This is a genomic window from Howardella ureilytica, assembly GCF_054657495.1.
Map to the genome: position 1 here is coordinate 1 of NZ_BAAHYP010000010.1, position 15,579 is coordinate 15,579.

Consider the following 15,579-nt stretch of genomic DNA (forward strand, 5'->3'; position numbering starts at 1 on the left):
CGAGTGATACACTCAAAGAGAAGGCCCCATGGTCAAGCGGTTAAGACACCGCCCTTTCACGGCGGTAACATGGGTTCGAATCCCGTTGGGGTCATAGCTTTTTATAAGCAAGAACATTTTATTCGGTTCTGATTTGCCGACATGGCTCAATGGCAGAGCAATTGATTTGTAATCAATAGGTTGTTGGTTCGACTCCGACTGTCGGCTCTTATGGAACTTTAGCTCAGTTGGTTAGAGCAACCGGCTCATAACCGGTCGGTCCTGGGTTCGAGTCCCCGAAGTTCCACTCACATATTTAATATGTTTTTGTCTGGCCCGGTGGCTCAGTTGGTTAGAGCACCGCCCTGTCACGGCGGGGGTCAAGGGTTCGAGTCCCTTTCGGGTCGCTTTCTTGTACCTGTACAAGAGTGATGTTGTTTCCTTTTAGAATTTATTATTATGCCGGCGTGGCGGAATTGGCAGACGCCCAGGACTTAAAATCCTGTGGGTAGTAATACCCGTATCGGTTCGACCCCGATCGCCGGCATGTTTTTATGTACGTATAGCTCAGCTGGATAGAGCGTCTGGCTACGGACCAGAAGGTCGCGAGTTCGAATCTTGCTACGTACATTTCTTGTCCGACTTTTTAAGTCGGCTTTTTTTATTTAATTTTAAATTTATTATATGTAAACTTTATTATGTCTTTGCAAAGGAAAATAAAATGAATAATTTATATGAGCTTGTTTGTCCATGTCATTTCGGTTTGGAGGCGGTCCTTAAGAGAGAAATATATGATTTGGGATATGATATTACAAGAGTTGATAACGGAAGAGTATACTTTGAAGGGGATGACGAAGCCGTTGCAAGGGCAAATGTTAATCTTCGAACTGCCGAAAGAGTTATGATATGTGTCGGAGAATTTAAGGCGGTTACATTTACGGAATTATTTGACCGTATTGCCGAATTGGAATGGGAAAGATTTATTCCAAAGGACGGTAAATTCTGGGTTACAAAGGCAAGCTCGGTAAACAGCAAATTATTTTCCACAAGCGACATACAATCAATCGTGAAAAAGGCTGTCGTGACCCGTTTAGGGAAAAAATACGGCATCAGCTACTTTGAGGAAACCGGAAGTGAATATCCAATTAAAATAAATATATTAAAGGATAGTGTTTCTGTTTGTATTGATACAACAGGTGTGGCATTGCACAAAAGGGGATACCGAGTTGCAAGCGGCGATGCGCCTATTTCGGAGACTCTTGCCGCTTCAATTATTAAGCTGACGCCTTGGAGAGGTGACAGAATACTGATAGATCCGTTTGTGGGAAGCGGTACCATTATAATAGAAGCAGCAATGATGGCTGCAAATATTGCACCTGGAATGCACAGAAATTTTACTTCACGGACATGGAGCAACTTGATTTCGCAATCTATATGGAATGATGTTTTGGAAGAAGCAAATGATGCAATTGATACTAATGTTGAGACTCATTTACAGGGATATGATATTGACGCAAAAGTATTGAAGATTGCAAGAGACAATGCGGCAAGAGCGGGTGTATCAGACCTGGTTCATTTCCAGAACAGGGACGTTTCTGAACTTAGCCACGCTAAAAAATACGGTTTTATAATTACAAATCCTCCGTACGGCGAAAGGCTTGAAGAGAAGGAAGCCTTACCTAAGCTTTACGGAGAATTGGGAAGTGCATTCGGTAAACTTGAAGATTGGTCTGCATATGTGATTACTCCTTATGAAGAAATAGAAAAAGATTTTAACCGGAAAGCAACGAAAAAGAGAAAATTGTATAACGGTATGATTAAAACATATTTATATTCATTTGAAGGAAAGAAACCGCCTAAAAGAAAACAATCATGAGAATATGACATGAGTATATGTTTTAAAAGAATGAATTAAGAATATAACTTTAGAATATGACCTGAAAACAATCATGAGAATATGAGAGGAATTACATGGATAATACAATAATATTGGCAACTAATAATAAATCTAAAGTAAAAGAAATATCGGAAATGATGTCGGGAAGCGATATTACATTTGTTTCACTTGCCGATGCGGGCATAAACGCGGATGTTGAGGAAACCGGAACAACATTTGAAGAAAATGCGTTAATAAAGGCGCGGGAAATATGCAAATTGTCCGGTAAACCTTCCATATCTGACGATTCCGGACTGGAGATTGATGCATTGGACGGTGCACCGGGTATTTATTCTTCAAGATTCATGGGAGAAGGTACTTCTTATGATATAAAAAACAATGCTCTGCTTGAGAAGCTTGAAAATGTTGAAGATGAAAAAAGAACTGCAAGATTCAGGTGCTGCATGGCCTTGGTTTTGCCCGACGGAAGAGAGTTTGTTACGGAAGGAGCCATGGAGGGAATTATTGCAAAAGAGCAAAGAGGCAGCAACGGATTCGGTTATGATCCAATACTGTTTATTCCGGAATATAACAGAACAAGCGCAGAGCTTTCATCAGATGAAAAAAATAAAATAAGCCACAGAGGCAATGCACTCCGTAAAATGATTGAGATAATTAACAGAGAACTCGGATGATTAAGTAATACGGCGAAAGACGGAGTTACGGATAAATTATATTTTGTAAATGAAATGAACGCATTGTAGGACAGTAACGTAAATATAAGCATAAGCAGAAATATAAGCATAAGCAGAAATATAAGCATAAGCAGAAATACAAGCATAAGCAGAAATATAAGTATAAGCGTATGTATATTTATATACTTATACAATATATAAAAATGCAATATATAAAAATATAAGTCAGTAAATAAGCGGATAGTTATCGGCATATTAAAAAGGAGGCTGCATGATAAAAATAACCTATTGGTCCGATTATGTTTGCCCTTTTTGCTATATCGGTGAAATAAGATTATTAAAAGCAATCGAAAAGCTCGGAATAGCAGATCAGGTGGAACTTGATATGAGAAGCTTTGAATTATATCCGGATGCGGATAAAGATAAATATTACAGCGGCGTAGAGAAGATCGCCGCTACATACGGAATAACTGAAGAACAGGCGAATGCTCAGCTTGAATCGATTCAGCAAATGGGGTTGGCAGAGGGAATAGATTTTTTCCTTAAAACTGCAAAATACACCAATACTTTCGATGTACACAGGCTGACAAAGCTGGCTTATTCCAAAGGCGACAAGAGACTTGCCAACAGAATGATTCTTTCGCTGTTTGATGCATTTTTCGGAAAAAACGAAGAGCTTAATAATAGAGACGTTTTGATTAGAATTGCGGTTGAAGCCGGATTGGACAAATCTGAAGTTGAAAGTGTATTGGACGGAAACACTTTTTCCGATGAAGTAAGAAAAGACGAGGCTGATGCAAATGCATTCGGTATCAGGGGAGTGCCGTTCTTTGTAATTAATAACAAATACAGCATTTCCGGCGCGCAACAGGAAGATTTCTTTGTCGGTGCATTAGGAAAAGTTCTTGCCGAACTGAATAAGGAAAAGACGGAAGAAAAGTAAGTTTTCACAGAGTGTCGCCGGATTTAACTCAAAGGACGGCAGAGCCATAATACTTAAGATGAACAGACTGAAGTTAATTATGTGAAAACCGGTAAATCACGGTTTTTCAAATATGCAACAGGAAATTAAAATTGAATAATATGTTTAAAGAGATAGAGGAAAAAGAGGTTCCGGAAGATATAATAAAAAACAATGATTTTGTTATATTTCAGTTCGGAACAGAAAATTGTGCTCCGTGTAAGTCTATTTTTCATAAATTGGATATTTGGAGCAGAAATCATGAAAATGTGGTAATGAGATATATTCCCATAGAAAAGTATACGGAACTTTCCGCTCAGATGGGGATTTTATCTTCGCCTGCAGTATTGTCATTTACATATGGTAAACTGTTTATTTCAAAAAGCGGATATTTCAGTCTGGATGAAATATTGCATCGTATGGAGACAGTAATCGGTAACGGGAACGAAGATTAACGACGGGATGATAGCAGACTGAATAAGGTACGGTTAAGAACCGAGGGTTAAACGACTGAATAAAGCAAGGCTGACAGATAATCAGCCGAATAAGGTACGGCTAAGAACTAAGAGCTAAACGACCGAATAAAATACGGTTAATAATTAATTGACTGTCGGGAATTGAAATGTCGAAATGTGCGGTTATTATAATTGAAAGAATAAATACGGATTTAGTATAAAACAGATTGTGAAGTTTGACTTTTTATAAATATGTCACTATTATTTATTAGGTAATTTTATTTTGATTTAACAGCCTGAGTCTCAGGCGTTTATTGAAGTTTATCACTTCGATACTTTTCCGTGCAAGATGAATAGGAGAATATAAAATGCGCAACAGAGAGCGTTTTGAGCATTTGTCCATTTTAGAGTTAAAAAAGATTGCCAAAGATAACGGAATAAAGGGAATATCATCTCTCAGAAAAGATGATCTTATTGATGTTCTTTGCAACTACGACTTAAATATTGACAAATGTGATGAAATCAGTAACGTAGGCACCGCCGTGAAAAATGACGATTCCGTGTCGGATCATACAACGACGGAGAGATATGAAGATTCCGCCGGTTCAGGAAACAGATATTCGGATGCCGATAATCGTTACAACAGAAATAAATACGAAGAATCAAGGTACGGAAGCAGAAACGGCAACCGTATATCCGATAATACGGATCCGTATGCCGTAGAGGGAACGGAGCCGGAAAAGGTAGTCGGAATTCTTGAAATTGTTGAAAATGAAAACGGATATGGTTTCTTAAGATGCGACAACTTTTTGCCGGGACCGAATGATGTATATGTCTCTCCGGTTCATATTACAAGATTTAATCTTAAGACAGGCGATCAGATAGAGGGACTTAAGAGAAGAAATAAACCTGAAGACAAATTTATGGCCCTCATATATATCGAAAAGATAAATGATGTTGAGATAAGCAAGCTCGAAAAGAGAAGAATATTTAATAATCTTACCCCTATTTATCCTGAGGAGAAAATATCTATTGAAATTGAAAATAATAATGATATTGCCACAAGAATTATTGATTTGCTTTCTCCGATAGGAAAAGGACAAAGAGGCATGATAGTGGCTCCTCCCAAGGTGGGAAAAACAACTTTAATAAAGAAAATTGCAAATGCCATAACGCATAAATATCCGGATATTTATCTTATGATTCTTCTTATAGATGAGAGACCCGAAGAGGTTACGGATATTAAGGAGTCCATTATCGGCAACAGAGTAGATGTTATTTATTCGACATTTGACGAGCAGCCGGATCATCATAAGAGAGCGGCCGATATGACTATAGAAAGAGCCAAACGTCTTGTTGAATCCGGTAAGGATGTCGTAATACTGTTGGACAGCATAACAAGACTTACAAGAGCAAGCAATCAGACCGTACAGATAAGCGGAAGAACTCTTTCCGGAGGACTTGATCCTTCAGCGCTGTACATGCCTAAAAGGTTTTTCGGAGCCGCAAGAAATATCAGAGAGGGCGGAAGTCTGACAATTCTGGGAACGGCTCTTATTGAAACCGGAAGTAAAATGGATGAGGTTATTTTCGAGGAATTTAAGGGAACGGGAAACATGGAACTTATACTCGACAGAAAACTTCAGGAAAAAAGGGTGTTTCCTGCAATTGATATTTATAAATCAGGCACAAGAAGAGATGATTTGCTGTTGGATGAAGATGAATTGGCAGCCGTTGACATTATTCACAAGGCGTTAAACGGAGTAAAGAGGGAAGAAGTGACGGAAAGATTATTGGATTTATTTTCCGAAACAAAGACCAATAAGGAGCTTGTCCAAAAGATATTAAATAAAAGATATATATAAGTATTGTATCTGCTACCGCGGTATTATTGATTGGGTGTATTTATTTATGCATAATATAATCGAATATGAACATAATCGGAGAACCATATGTATATCATGTTTTATGATTTATAAATGATTCCATATAAGCATATTCATACATATGATTTAATTCTTTAATTGAATTAATCGGTACTCAGACAGTGATGTATGGAGGAATTGTTATGAGCATTTTCGATAAATTGAAAAATACGGCAAAACAGGCGGCAAATAATACTTTAGGCGCAGCAGGTAAAAAGAGAGAGACTTTTGTTTTTAATGCACTGCCCGAAAGTTTGGCAGAAATGCAGGCATTGCCGGAAAGTTGTCTTGATACTCCGTTTAAGACAGCTGCATTGACCGTGCTTGCACTTTGTGCATATGCGGCTGACAGGGAAATCGGAACCGAAATGCTGAATTTTCTTCGCGGACCGCGCCCTATGAGCGGACAGGATATTTCATTTATTAATGACAGATATCGCGACGGCAAAACATATTTGCCGTTTACATACTTCAGAGGAGCTGTTCCGGACAATGATTATACACCTTCAGAACCGTTTACCGTTGATATTGAAAGCAGTTCAGATTCAAACTCCGAAGAGGGATATATGAAATTATTTATTCCGTGCGGAGGTGCGGACAATCCGAGACCCGTAAAACTGCGCATGCGTGGAAGCGACGGAAAATGGTTTCTATGGGAACAATATTTGCTCGTGGGAGTCAAAACTCCTAAATCAGAGGATCCGTGGGCATGATAAATCAAAAATATAAATATGCGGCAATACATCGAAGATGAAATATTTAATTTTAAATATTTATAAGTAAACACAATAATAAATGCGGAATGACTTTAACATACCTCATCGTGGGACATGTTCAAAGTAATTCCGCATTTATTGATAAATCTAAAAAATATTTATGTTAAGACATTGTATGGTAAAAATGTTACCGTATGATTTTTATGCATTATACATTATTCACTATGACTGTGGGCTAAATTATCTATATATTCAGCTGCGGATATGGCGGCCGAGTCGCCTTCACCTGCGCCTTTAATATATTGATAAGGTTCTCCGGCAATATCGCCGCATGCAAATACTCCCGGTATATTGGTTTCCATTCTTCTGGAAACTTCAACATGAGGTCCCACGGTTTTTAAACCGTCTATCAGTTTACCCGGAGATATTGCACTTCTGAGTATGAAGACACCGTCCGTTTTGTGTATTGATTCATTTGTCTTCAAAAATACAGGATCAAGTTTCGGAGCAAAGGGACTTGCGTTAGGGTCTTCTTTCACTTCAAGGAGAGCGGGATCAATACCGTCTTCTTTGGAAGCGTCTTCAAGACTTAATATTGAAACGGGCTTTTCGTTGACAATCGAAATATTATCTCTGTTAAATTCAATGGAATCGTACTTGTATACAGGCATATACGTTACATGATCGGCATATTCAGCCAGGAAATCAACTTCATGTTCAAATTCGGGACTGTATGAAACCACAATGGCATCTTTGTTCTTATATAATGCGGCGTCACATGTTGCACAGTAACTTACTCCCTTTCCGAGAAGTTCATCTTCTCCCGGAAACGGTTTGGACATAACAACGCCCGTTGCAAGGATAATTGTCTTTGTCGGAATCATTTCCTGACCCACCTGTACCGCGAATTTTTCGCCGACCTGATATATTCTGGCAACCCTTTCGTTTCTGATTTCAATATCGAATTTTTTAATATGCTCAAGAAAAGCCTTTGCCAATTCTTCTCCCGAAACGGAAGGCAGACCGAGATAGTTGTTTATTATGTGAGCCTTGTATACTTTTTTACTTGAATGAATATCTCCGAAAAGTAATATTTTTTTATTTCTTATTGTTGAAGTAAGCGCAGCACTTAGTCCGGCAGGACCGGTACCTATAATTATGACATCGTATTCGTTCACTACAGAAACCTCCGTAATCAGTAATCACTTTTATTTATATAATATAAACTGAATCAGGTATATCAGACAACGGTTCAATCAGCCGATAATGTTAATTACATTGTGTTAAATGTAACTTTAAAATGTAAATTAATTATATCATAAATTATATTTTACACAACATAATATAATCAATTTTTCAGGCAGAGCTTCGTATAATAATCAATAAAAATATATACGGTTTCGCATATCATTTCGTATGTTTTCGTCCGACAGGTGACATAAATTCACATGAAATTCAGCCTTATAAACCTGTAAATACCTACATATTCCGCATAAAGAACATTTAATAAAACAATAAATAACGGGGGCAGCAAAGTTTATAAATATAAATAAAACTTAAATGATTTGCTTTGATAAATTGCAGATAGTATACTATGCTTTGTTTATGTAACACAATCGATTAAGGAGTATATATGTCAAAAAAAGCTAAAATAACAACATCTATACTTGTGGCTGCTGGAATTGCGGTCGCAGTAATATTGATATTGGTTTTTACCGTATTTACCGGAAAAAAAATTAAATTATCCGATTATGTGACGGTTGATTACAAAGGCGTAAACAATTATGCCACGGCGGATGTAAGCATTAAAAAAGATGATTTATACAATGCTTTGACGGACGGTGAAAATGACGATGAATTAAAAGACCTTACAAAGCAGTATGTGGACAAACTTGAGGCAAAAACAGATTCTAAAGATTTGGCGAACGGCAATAACTTTGATATTTACTTTGTTCAGCCTGAAGATATCCTTAACGGCAATCAAAAGTTATCGGATTATATAAACAAAAATGTCGGAAGCGATAAATTTGCCTACAAGGCCGAAAATATAAAAGAAGGTGAAAAAACGGATATTTTTTCATTTGTAACAGTAGATATAAAGGGTATAAGTCCTGATGCGACATTAAGCATTGTTAACAGCTCGGATAACGAATTATTTAAAAAACTTGAATATAAAGCTGATAAGACAACTAATCTGAGTAACGGTGAAATGGTGACAATAACATGTACATCGGACATTCATATTATAGCCAATCAGGGTTACGTTCCGGTTTCCACCGAGACAAAGATTGAAATAAACGGTCTCAGCACATACGTAACAGACTCCGGTAAAATAACCGATGAATATAAAAATAAGCTCAACGCCGACAATATTTCCATGATTACAAATCAGACGGCGGATAAGACATTCAGAATGTTATATACCGCAACAAACAATGTCGGATATTTGACACAGCCTAATGAAGAAACCGCATCGGATATTAAACTTTCTGATGTTTATTTCTTAAAGAAGAAATCTGTTGAAACGGAAAACGGAGCAGATAACGGAGAAACAACATCTTCAAACGGTGACAACAGTGAAGAAACAAAATCTTCGGATGGTTCATCGGCTGAAAATAATTCGGATAAGTCGAAAGAGTTTGACGGACCTGAAAACAAATTGTATATGGTGTACAGTGCTACGGTTTCAAACGGTAAAGGAACGGAAAAACTATATTTTACGGTTGAATATGACAACATTTATATTGCCGCAAACGGTTCTTTCGGAAATACAACCAAAGACATAACAAAGAGTTACAAAGTTTCATCAAACGGAGAAAAACTTGTAAATGAAAATGTTAACTCAGCCGACAATATGAAATATTATGATATAATCAAATTATAAACAGAATGCATTCCATATGATTTAAGCCCGAAGGCGATAACAGTATCATATGGAATGCATTTTTGTTATAGTAATGTAAAATTATATAGGAATCAAATTACGTATTTTAATTATGATAAACAGAACAGATAAAAAGACATTTTTTAAATTCAAAAAATGTATACCGACCATATTGAGGTATCAGATACTTACAAAAGCGTTTCTGTTGCTTGTTGATCTGGCATTCAGATATGCAAGAGGAGGAATTCTTTGGACAAGCGACAGAGCGGTAATCAGCAGCGGAGATATTCCGTTTTTATTTACATCTGTTCAGGGATGGGGAATAATGCTGATAGGTCTGGTAATATTATCGGTATACATGGTATTTGACGTAAATGCCATGATAATATTAAGCAATAAAATTTTGCATAATAAACCGGTTCGTACATTGGAGGTTGTTAAAGAGGCGTTTCTTTCATTAAAATACTTTAACAATCCCTTCGGATTTTTTATGCTGATGTATATGGCCTTTATTCTTCCGCTTGCGGGAGTTGGTCTGAACGCCATATCTCTGACGGAAAACCTGTATTTGCCTAATTTTATAGTGTCATTTATACATCAAAATATACTCTTTACCATACTGTATTATTTCGGAGTCTTACTTGCATTCGTTTTTACGGTATTTAACATATTTACGTTTCACTGTTTGATTATAGGAAAAGAAGCTACGGCGTCGGCAAGAGAACATGCTGCGGAACTGATCAAAAAAAATTGGAATAATTTCGTATGGACATACTTTAAGTTCATATTAAAAAGTGTTCTGGTGGTGCTTATTATCGCGGGAGTTATAGTCGGGGCAGCGGCATTTGCTGTATTTGTCGTTAAAATAGACGATAATGATGCATATAGAGCGTTTTTGACGTTTATGTCTTATCTTGTATTATCCGTTGCGGGAATATTTATATTAATATTTGTACCGATGCACTATTTGACACTTACGAAAATGTACGATTTATATACGGGAGAATACGAGGAAATGTATTTATCGACTCGCAGAGATTATGCTTATATGTATATTGCGAGCGGGATATTTTCCGTTTTTCTGTTATTTTCAAGTATTTTTACCTCAGGCAATTTTGATGAAGAATTCCCGAAAGTTGCAAATACCAAGATAATAGCTCACAGAGCAGGCGGAAATTTGGGTGATGAGAATACCGTTCAGGGATTAAATAAAGCAATAGAAAAGGGCGTATGGGGCGGTGAAGTCGATGTACAAAGAACAAAGGACAATAAATATATAATCAACCATGACGATACATTTAAACGGCTGACCGGTAATAAAAAAACATCATCGGAATTAACTCTTGAAGAAATAAAAAAACTAGAAGTTAAGAACAGTTTGCACAGTGAGGAATCGGGTCAGATAGCATCTCTGGAGGAAATGCTCGATGCCGCAAAGGGGAAGATTGTTTTATACATAGAACTTAAGGGAAAAACGGCAGATGAAAAAACGGCGGACGACATTTACGGGATAGTGAAAAATAAGGGAATGCTGAATCAGGTTGTATTTGTGGGTTTTAATTACAAATTGATGAAATATATGGAAGAGAAACACCCAAATGCGGAAACAGGGTATTTGTGTTACGCGGCATTCGGAGAAATTGAAAATCTCGCTACCGATGAGATTATTATTGAGGAAGAGCTTGCTACTCCGGAAAATATCGATAAGATAAAGGCGGCCGGGAAAAAGGTCATTGTATGGACCGTAAATACTCCGATGGGAATGGCGAGATTTTATTCGAGAGGAGCAGACGGAATAATAACAGATAAAATTGATAAAAGTCTGAATATAAAGAGTCTTCTGCAATCTGACAGGATTGATAAATACGGGGAAGCATATGACGACATGAAGCGGGTTATTTTACATACGATATTCGTATTATGGGCATAAAGCAGAAAAACAGGAGCATTAATAAAATGAAGCGAAAAGAGTTATACAAAGGAATAGTAACGGACAGAATATATTTTCCGGCAAGAGCGGAAGTTGAGGTGGTTGAATCCGATAATCGGGAAGATAACGGCAAAACCGTACTTGTAAAAAATGTTATCCCGGGACAGAAAATAGAATTCAGATTAAAAAAACAATCATCCGGCAATCTGATAAATATTTTAGAAAAATCATGTTATGAAACGGAAAAAAGGTGCCCGGTATTCGGAGAGTGCGGCGGATGTGTATACCTTCCGATGAATTATACCGCTCAACTCGAAATGAAACGAAAAGAAATCGTGAGAATTATGGGGACCGCTCTTGATGAAATCCACAACGGGGCATATACGGGGGAGGGAGAAACACCGTATGTGCCGGAAGATAATGAATATTTTAAAATAAGCAATGAATTATTTGATGAAGCGGTTCCCAGTCCGAATGTATATGAGTACAGAAACAAAATGGAATACAGTTTCGGAGACGAGGTAAAAGACGGAGAAATTGTAATAGGAATGCACAGAAGAAATTCCAAATACGCTATTTCTCCCGCAGATGAATGTCTGATTGTACATGAAGATTTCAATAAAATCGTAAGAAAAACCCGTCAAATGGCAAATGAGTCGAAGCTTGATTATTATCATACAATGACAAGAGAAGGAGTATTAAGACATTTGCTCTTAAGAAGAAGTGCTTTTAACGGTGAAATCATGGTCGCAATTGTTACTACGACTTCGGATTCGGAGCGTACATCGGAATTTATAAAAAAATACAATGACGCACTTCTTGAATCGGAGATTGAATTGGAAGGTAAAATTGCGGGAATTATGCATATAGAAAATGATTCGGTTGCCGATGCGGTAAAATGCGATAAATTGAATTTACTATACGGTAAAAATTATATAACGGAAAATTTGCTCGGGCTTGAACTTAAAATCACTCCGTTTTCATTTTTTCAGACAAATTCAAAGGGAGCGGAAAAGCTGTACAGCGTGGTAAGAGATATGGTTTACACGGATAAAATGATCGAAAACGGCGAAAAACCCGTTATATACGATCTGTACAGCGGAACCGGAACTATTGCACAAATGCTTGCTCCGGTTGCAAAGGAAGTTGTCGGAATAGAAATAGTTGAGGAAGCTGTGGAGGCCGCAAAGGAGAATGCGAATCTTAACAGGCTTGATAATTGTGACTTTTTGGCGGGAGATGTGCTCACTTCCCTTGATGATGTGGAGGTTAAGCCGGACATTATCATTCTTGACCCGCCGAGAGACGGCGTAAATGCCAAAGCTCTGAAGAAGATATTGGAATACGGAGTGGAGAATATTGTGTATATATCATGTAAGCCCACTTCTCTTGCAAGGGATTTAAAGTTGTTTTATAAAGACGGGTACAGATTGGTGCGCGGAAAGGTAGTGGATATGTTCCCGGGAACAGGGCATGTGGAGACGGTAGCGTTGATGTCGAAGAAAAAATAAGACGAGCCCGAAAACCGCTGATAAACAGCGGTTTTCTCATAATTTAGAGCACCCGAAATCTGGTCGGAAAACGGCACATAGGGAAGTTATCCAGGGCGTTTTTACAGGGTTGTGTGTCGCGATTAAATAATCGGGCAGGTTGCAACTGTGATTAGATGTAGGGTAGGGGTTGGATGTTGGGGAGACAAATCGGAATTTACCTATTAAGACATATAAACTGTTGACAATAAAGCTCCTATATAGTATGTTTTTAATAAACTACTATATAGGAGCTTTTGTATGAACATGAATGGAGGATTTCTTGTCACCAAAATAAAACAGCTTGGAGACCGTATTTTCGAGAAGATTCTCAGTGAAAAGAATATTGATGCGTTTAATGGAGCCCAGGGACGTATTCTTTATGTGCTGTGGCAGGAGGATGGTATCTCAATCAGGTCACTCTCGACTAAATGCGGATTAGCGATAACATCTCTTACTACGATGCTGGAAAGAATGGAAAATCAAGGGCTGATAAGCCGTGTTCAGTCTGAAACGGACAAAAGAAAAACACTCCTGTTTCTGACTGAGAAAGCACATGCCTTAAAGGGCGAGTACGATTCTGTATCTGATGAGATGGGTAGTATTTACTACAAAGGTTTTTCAGAGGAAGAAATTACCCGGTTTGAGGAATACCTCGACCGCATCAGAAAGAATCTTGAGGAGTGGCAGAAGTCATGAGTATTTGTATCAAAGATCAGATTCAGAACATGAATATCGTCATTGGCTGCAAAGTGGGGTGTACATATTGCTATGCCCGCAACAATGTGAAACGCTGGCATATTATTGATGACTTCTCTGATCCTGAGTTCTTTCCAGGCAAGCTCAGGATGATGGAAAAGAAACGTCCGCAGAACTTTCTTCTCACCGGCATGAGCGATCTCTCTGGATGGAAGCCGGAATGGAGAGACGAGGTATTTGCAAAGATCCGTGAAAATCCACAGCATCAGTTCCTGTTCCTTACCAAGCGACCTGATTTGCTGGATTTTGATATCGATCTGGAAAACGCATGGTTTGGCGTTACGGTGACGAGGAAAGCAGAACTGTGGCGTATCGACGCCCTTCGGAAAAACGTCAGAGCAAAACATTACCATGTTACCTTTGAGCCGTTATTCGATGATCCCGGCACAGTTGACCTTTCCGGAATCAATTGGATCGTTGTCGGCACCATGACCGGAGCTCAGAGCAGGAAGATTCATACGAAGCCGGAATGGACATGGTCTCTGACGGACCAGGCACACAAGCTCGGCATTCCGGTGTTTATGAAGGAAGACCTTGTCCCTATCATAGGGGATGAAAATATGATTCAGGAGATGCCGGAAGAATTTAATAAAGTGTTAGAGGTACAGAAATCATGGAAGAAGTAATAAATGGAATTCTCATTCGTGAGGTTGAAACAAAGAACATCATGACTAAGTCTAGTCTGCCGGTAGGCGGTTACTCGGTCAATCCCTATGTGGGCTGTACACATGCCTGCAAGTATTGCTATGCTTCTTTTATGAAGCGCTTTACCGGGCACAAGGAGGAATGGGGCACTTTCCTTGATGTGAAGCATTGGCCGGAAATTAAAAATCCGAAGAAATATGCCGGACAGCGGGTAGTCATCGGTTCTGTGACAGATGGCTACAACCCACAGGAGGAGCAATTCGGGAATACCAGAAAACTTCTGAAGCAGCTGATCGGCAGTGACGCAGATATTCTGATTTGCACAAAGTCGGATCTTGTGGTACGGGATATTGATCTGCTGAAGAAGCTTGGACGTGTAACCGTTTCATGGTCGATCAACACACTTGATGAAAATTTCAAGAATGATATGGACTCTGCTTCGAGCATTGAGAGCCGTATCTCTGCTATGAAGCAGGTATATGAAGCAGGTATCCGTACAGTCTGTTTCGTATCCCCGGTATTCCCCGGTATCACGGATTTTGAAGCGATCTTTGAGCGAGTAAAGGATCAGTGCGATCTGTTCTGGCTCGAAAATCTCAATCTTCGAGGCGGTTTCAAAAAGACAATTATGGATTATATCGCCGGAAAATATCCTGATCTGGTACCACTTTACGACGAGATCTATAACAAGCATAATCGCAGCTACTTTGAAGCACTTGAAGTAAAAGCTGAGAAAATGGCTAAGAAGTATGATTGTGCCTTTGTGGATAATGAAATGCCTTATGGCAGAGTCCCGCAGGGGCATCCGGTGATCGTAGATTATTTCTATCATGAGGAAATCCGCGGGACAGAGAATACCGGAAAAAGAAATCGCTAACTTCCAGTTCAATGTGTTTTGCAATGTCGCTGATATCATTGAAGGTAATGGAGCATCATATTTCTGACAAATTCCCGAACAGCATGTCCCTACCTTGACCAATTCCCAGACAGCATGAACCAGTATGATTATTTTTTCTACTGTCTCGGGGCACGTCGAGACGGTAGTATTGATGTCAAGGTTCAAAGAAAAATAGGCGCGAAAGCTTAAGTATACTGCGGTTTTCGGGCAATCAGGCAAATTTGACATCGGGCAGATCAAACGCTTCTCGGTAACTTATCCAAGGGCAATCCGGCTCAAAAAGTGTGAGAGCCCCGTTGCCTTGATAGATGTCAATATGCCCCGTTG

Annotated in this window: 13 protein-coding genes and 6 tRNA genes; 18 read left to right on the top strand and 1 reads right to left on the bottom strand. The window is 38.6% G+C overall.

The genetic code is table 11. The features are described from left to right. Positions 1–22: 22 nt before the first annotated feature. The 12 genes from ACYQ1N_RS05585 (at position 23) to ACYQ1N_RS05640 (ending at position 6,604) form a co-directional block, all read left to right on the top strand. Positions 23–94 (top strand) — tRNA-Glu (locus ACYQ1N_RS05585). A gap of 41 nt (positions 95–135) precedes the next feature. Then, positions 136–207: transfer RNA gene (locus tag ACYQ1N_RS05590), tRNA-Thr, on the top strand. 5 nt (positions 208–212) lie between these two features. Beyond that, a tRNA-Ile gene (locus tag ACYQ1N_RS05595) sits at positions 213–286 on the top strand. A 26-nt stretch (positions 287–312) separates the two neighbouring features. After that, positions 313–386: transfer RNA gene (locus ACYQ1N_RS05600), tRNA-Asp, on the top strand. 54 nt (positions 387–440) lie between these two features. Next, a tRNA-Leu gene (locus ACYQ1N_RS05605) sits at positions 441–526 on the top strand. A gap of 9 nt (positions 527–535) precedes the next feature. Beyond that, a tRNA-Arg gene (locus tag ACYQ1N_RS05610) sits at positions 536–609 on the top strand. A gap of 91 nt (positions 610–700) precedes the next feature. After that, on the top strand, positions 701–1,855 hold the full coding sequence (locus tag ACYQ1N_RS05615; RefSeq protein WP_459833766.1) for a THUMP domain-containing class I SAM-dependent RNA methyltransferase: 1,155 nt from the start codon (positions 701–703) through the stop codon (positions 1,853–1,855). Between the two features lie 95 nt (positions 1,856–1,950). Beyond that, a complete protein-coding gene (locus ACYQ1N_RS05620) occupies positions 1,951–2,550 on the top strand; it encodes an XTP/dITP diphosphatase (protein ID WP_459833768.1) in 600 nt (199 codons plus the stop codon). 271 nt (positions 2,551–2,821) lie between these two features. Next, entirely contained in the window at positions 2,822–3,493 is a 672-nt protein-coding gene (locus ACYQ1N_RS05625; protein WP_459833772.1) for a DsbA family oxidoreductase, read from the top strand. A 140-nt stretch (positions 3,494–3,633) separates the two neighbouring features. Continuing rightward, positions 3,634–3,966 (top strand): thioredoxin family protein, encoded by a 333-nt coding sequence (locus ACYQ1N_RS05630; protein ID WP_459833941.1) that lies wholly within the window; start codon positions 3,634–3,636, stop codon positions 3,964–3,966. A 368-nt stretch (positions 3,967–4,334) separates the two neighbouring features. Further along, entirely contained in the window at positions 4,335–5,831 is a 1,497-nt protein-coding gene (gene rho, locus ACYQ1N_RS05635; protein WP_459833775.1) for a transcription termination factor Rho, read from the top strand. Positions 5,832–6,034: 203 nt separating this feature from the next. Next, positions 6,035–6,604, top strand: coding sequence for a DUF6935 domain-containing protein (locus ACYQ1N_RS05640; protein ID WP_459833777.1), 570 nt, complete (start codon positions 6,035–6,037; stop codon positions 6,602–6,604). Between the two features lie 218 nt (positions 6,605–6,822). Here ACYQ1N_RS05640 and ACYQ1N_RS05645 read toward each other — a convergent pair whose 3' ends face one another. Then, positions 6,823–7,785 (bottom strand): NAD(P)/FAD-dependent oxidoreductase, encoded by a 963-nt coding sequence (locus ACYQ1N_RS05645; protein ID WP_459833780.1) that lies wholly within the window; start codon positions 7,783–7,785, stop codon positions 6,823–6,825. 455 nt (positions 7,786–8,240) lie between these two features. On the opposite strand from ACYQ1N_RS05645, the gene ACYQ1N_RS05650 reads away from it, so the two are divergent. The 6 genes from ACYQ1N_RS05650 to ACYQ1N_RS05675 all read left to right on the top strand — a co-directional run bounded on the left by ACYQ1N_RS05650 (position 8,241) and on the right by ACYQ1N_RS05675 (position 15,231). Then, positions 8,241–9,491, top strand: coding sequence for a hypothetical protein (locus ACYQ1N_RS05650; protein WP_459833783.1), 1,251 nt, complete (start codon positions 8,241–8,243; stop codon positions 9,489–9,491). A 112-nt stretch (positions 9,492–9,603) separates the two neighbouring features. Beyond that, positions 9,604–11,421, top strand: coding sequence for a glycerophosphodiester phosphodiesterase family protein (locus ACYQ1N_RS05655; RefSeq protein WP_459833785.1), 1,818 nt, complete (start codon positions 9,604–9,606; stop codon positions 11,419–11,421). A gap of 26 nt (positions 11,422–11,447) precedes the next feature. Then, on the top strand, positions 11,448–12,932 hold the full coding sequence (rlmD, locus tag ACYQ1N_RS05660; RefSeq protein ID WP_459833788.1) for a 23S rRNA (uracil(1939)-C(5))-methyltransferase RlmD: 1,485 nt from the start codon (positions 11,448–11,450) through the stop codon (positions 12,930–12,932). 279 nt (positions 12,933–13,211) lie between these two features. Then, the gene (locus ACYQ1N_RS05665) at positions 13,212–13,649 is read left to right on the top strand and encodes a radical SAM mobile pair system MarR family transcriptional regulator (RefSeq protein WP_459833790.1); all 438 of its coding nucleotides are present in this window, start codon (positions 13,212–13,214) and stop codon (positions 13,647–13,649) included. Continuing rightward, positions 13,646–14,335 carry a radical SAM mobile pair protein A gene (locus tag ACYQ1N_RS05670; protein ID WP_459833943.1) on the top strand — a complete coding sequence of 230 codons (690 nt, stop codon included), beginning with the start codon at positions 13,646–13,648 and terminating at the stop codon, positions 14,333–14,335. Before ACYQ1N_RS05665 ends, ACYQ1N_RS05670 begins: the two co-directional genes overlap by 4 nt. Next, positions 14,323–15,231, top strand: coding sequence for a radical SAM mobile pair protein B (locus ACYQ1N_RS05675; protein WP_459833792.1), 909 nt, complete (start codon positions 14,323–14,325; stop codon positions 15,229–15,231). Before ACYQ1N_RS05670 ends, ACYQ1N_RS05675 begins: the two co-directional genes overlap by 13 nt. The last annotated feature ends 348 nt before the right edge of the window (positions 15,232–15,579 follow it).

Coding starts and splice junctions, on each gene's coding strand:
- ACYQ1N_RS05615 (WP_459833766.1), top strand. CDS start 701: ATGAATAATTTATATGAGCTTGTTTGTCCATGTCATTTCGGTTTGGAG.
- ACYQ1N_RS05620 (WP_459833768.1), top strand. CDS start 1,951: ATGGATAATACAATAATATTGGCAACTAATAATAAATCTAAAGTAAAA.
- ACYQ1N_RS05625 (WP_459833772.1), top strand. CDS start 2,822: ATGATAAAAATAACCTATTGGTCCGATTATGTTTGCCCTTTTTGCTAT.
- ACYQ1N_RS05630 (WP_459833941.1), top strand. CDS start 3,634: ATGTTTAAAGAGATAGAGGAAAAAGAGGTTCCGGAAGATATAATAAAA.
- rho (WP_459833775.1), top strand. CDS start 4,335: ATGCGCAACAGAGAGCGTTTTGAGCATTTGTCCATTTTAGAGTTAAAA.
- ACYQ1N_RS05640 (WP_459833777.1), top strand. CDS start 6,035: ATGAGCATTTTCGATAAATTGAAAAATACGGCAAAACAGGCGGCAAAT.
- ACYQ1N_RS05650 (WP_459833783.1), top strand. CDS start 8,241: ATGTCAAAAAAAGCTAAAATAACAACATCTATACTTGTGGCTGCTGGA.
- ACYQ1N_RS05655 (WP_459833785.1), top strand. CDS start 9,604: ATGATAAACAGAACAGATAAAAAGACATTTTTTAAATTCAAAAAATGT.
- rlmD (WP_459833788.1), top strand. CDS start 11,448: ATGAAGCGAAAAGAGTTATACAAAGGAATAGTAACGGACAGAATATAT.
- ACYQ1N_RS05665 (WP_459833790.1), top strand. CDS start 13,212: ATGAACATGAATGGAGGATTTCTTGTCACCAAAATAAAACAGCTTGGA.
- ACYQ1N_RS05670 (WP_459833943.1), top strand. CDS start 13,646: ATGAGTATTTGTATCAAAGATCAGATTCAGAACATGAATATCGTCATT.
- ACYQ1N_RS05675 (WP_459833792.1), top strand. CDS start 14,323: ATGGAAGAAGTAATAAATGGAATTCTCATTCGTGAGGTTGAAACAAAG.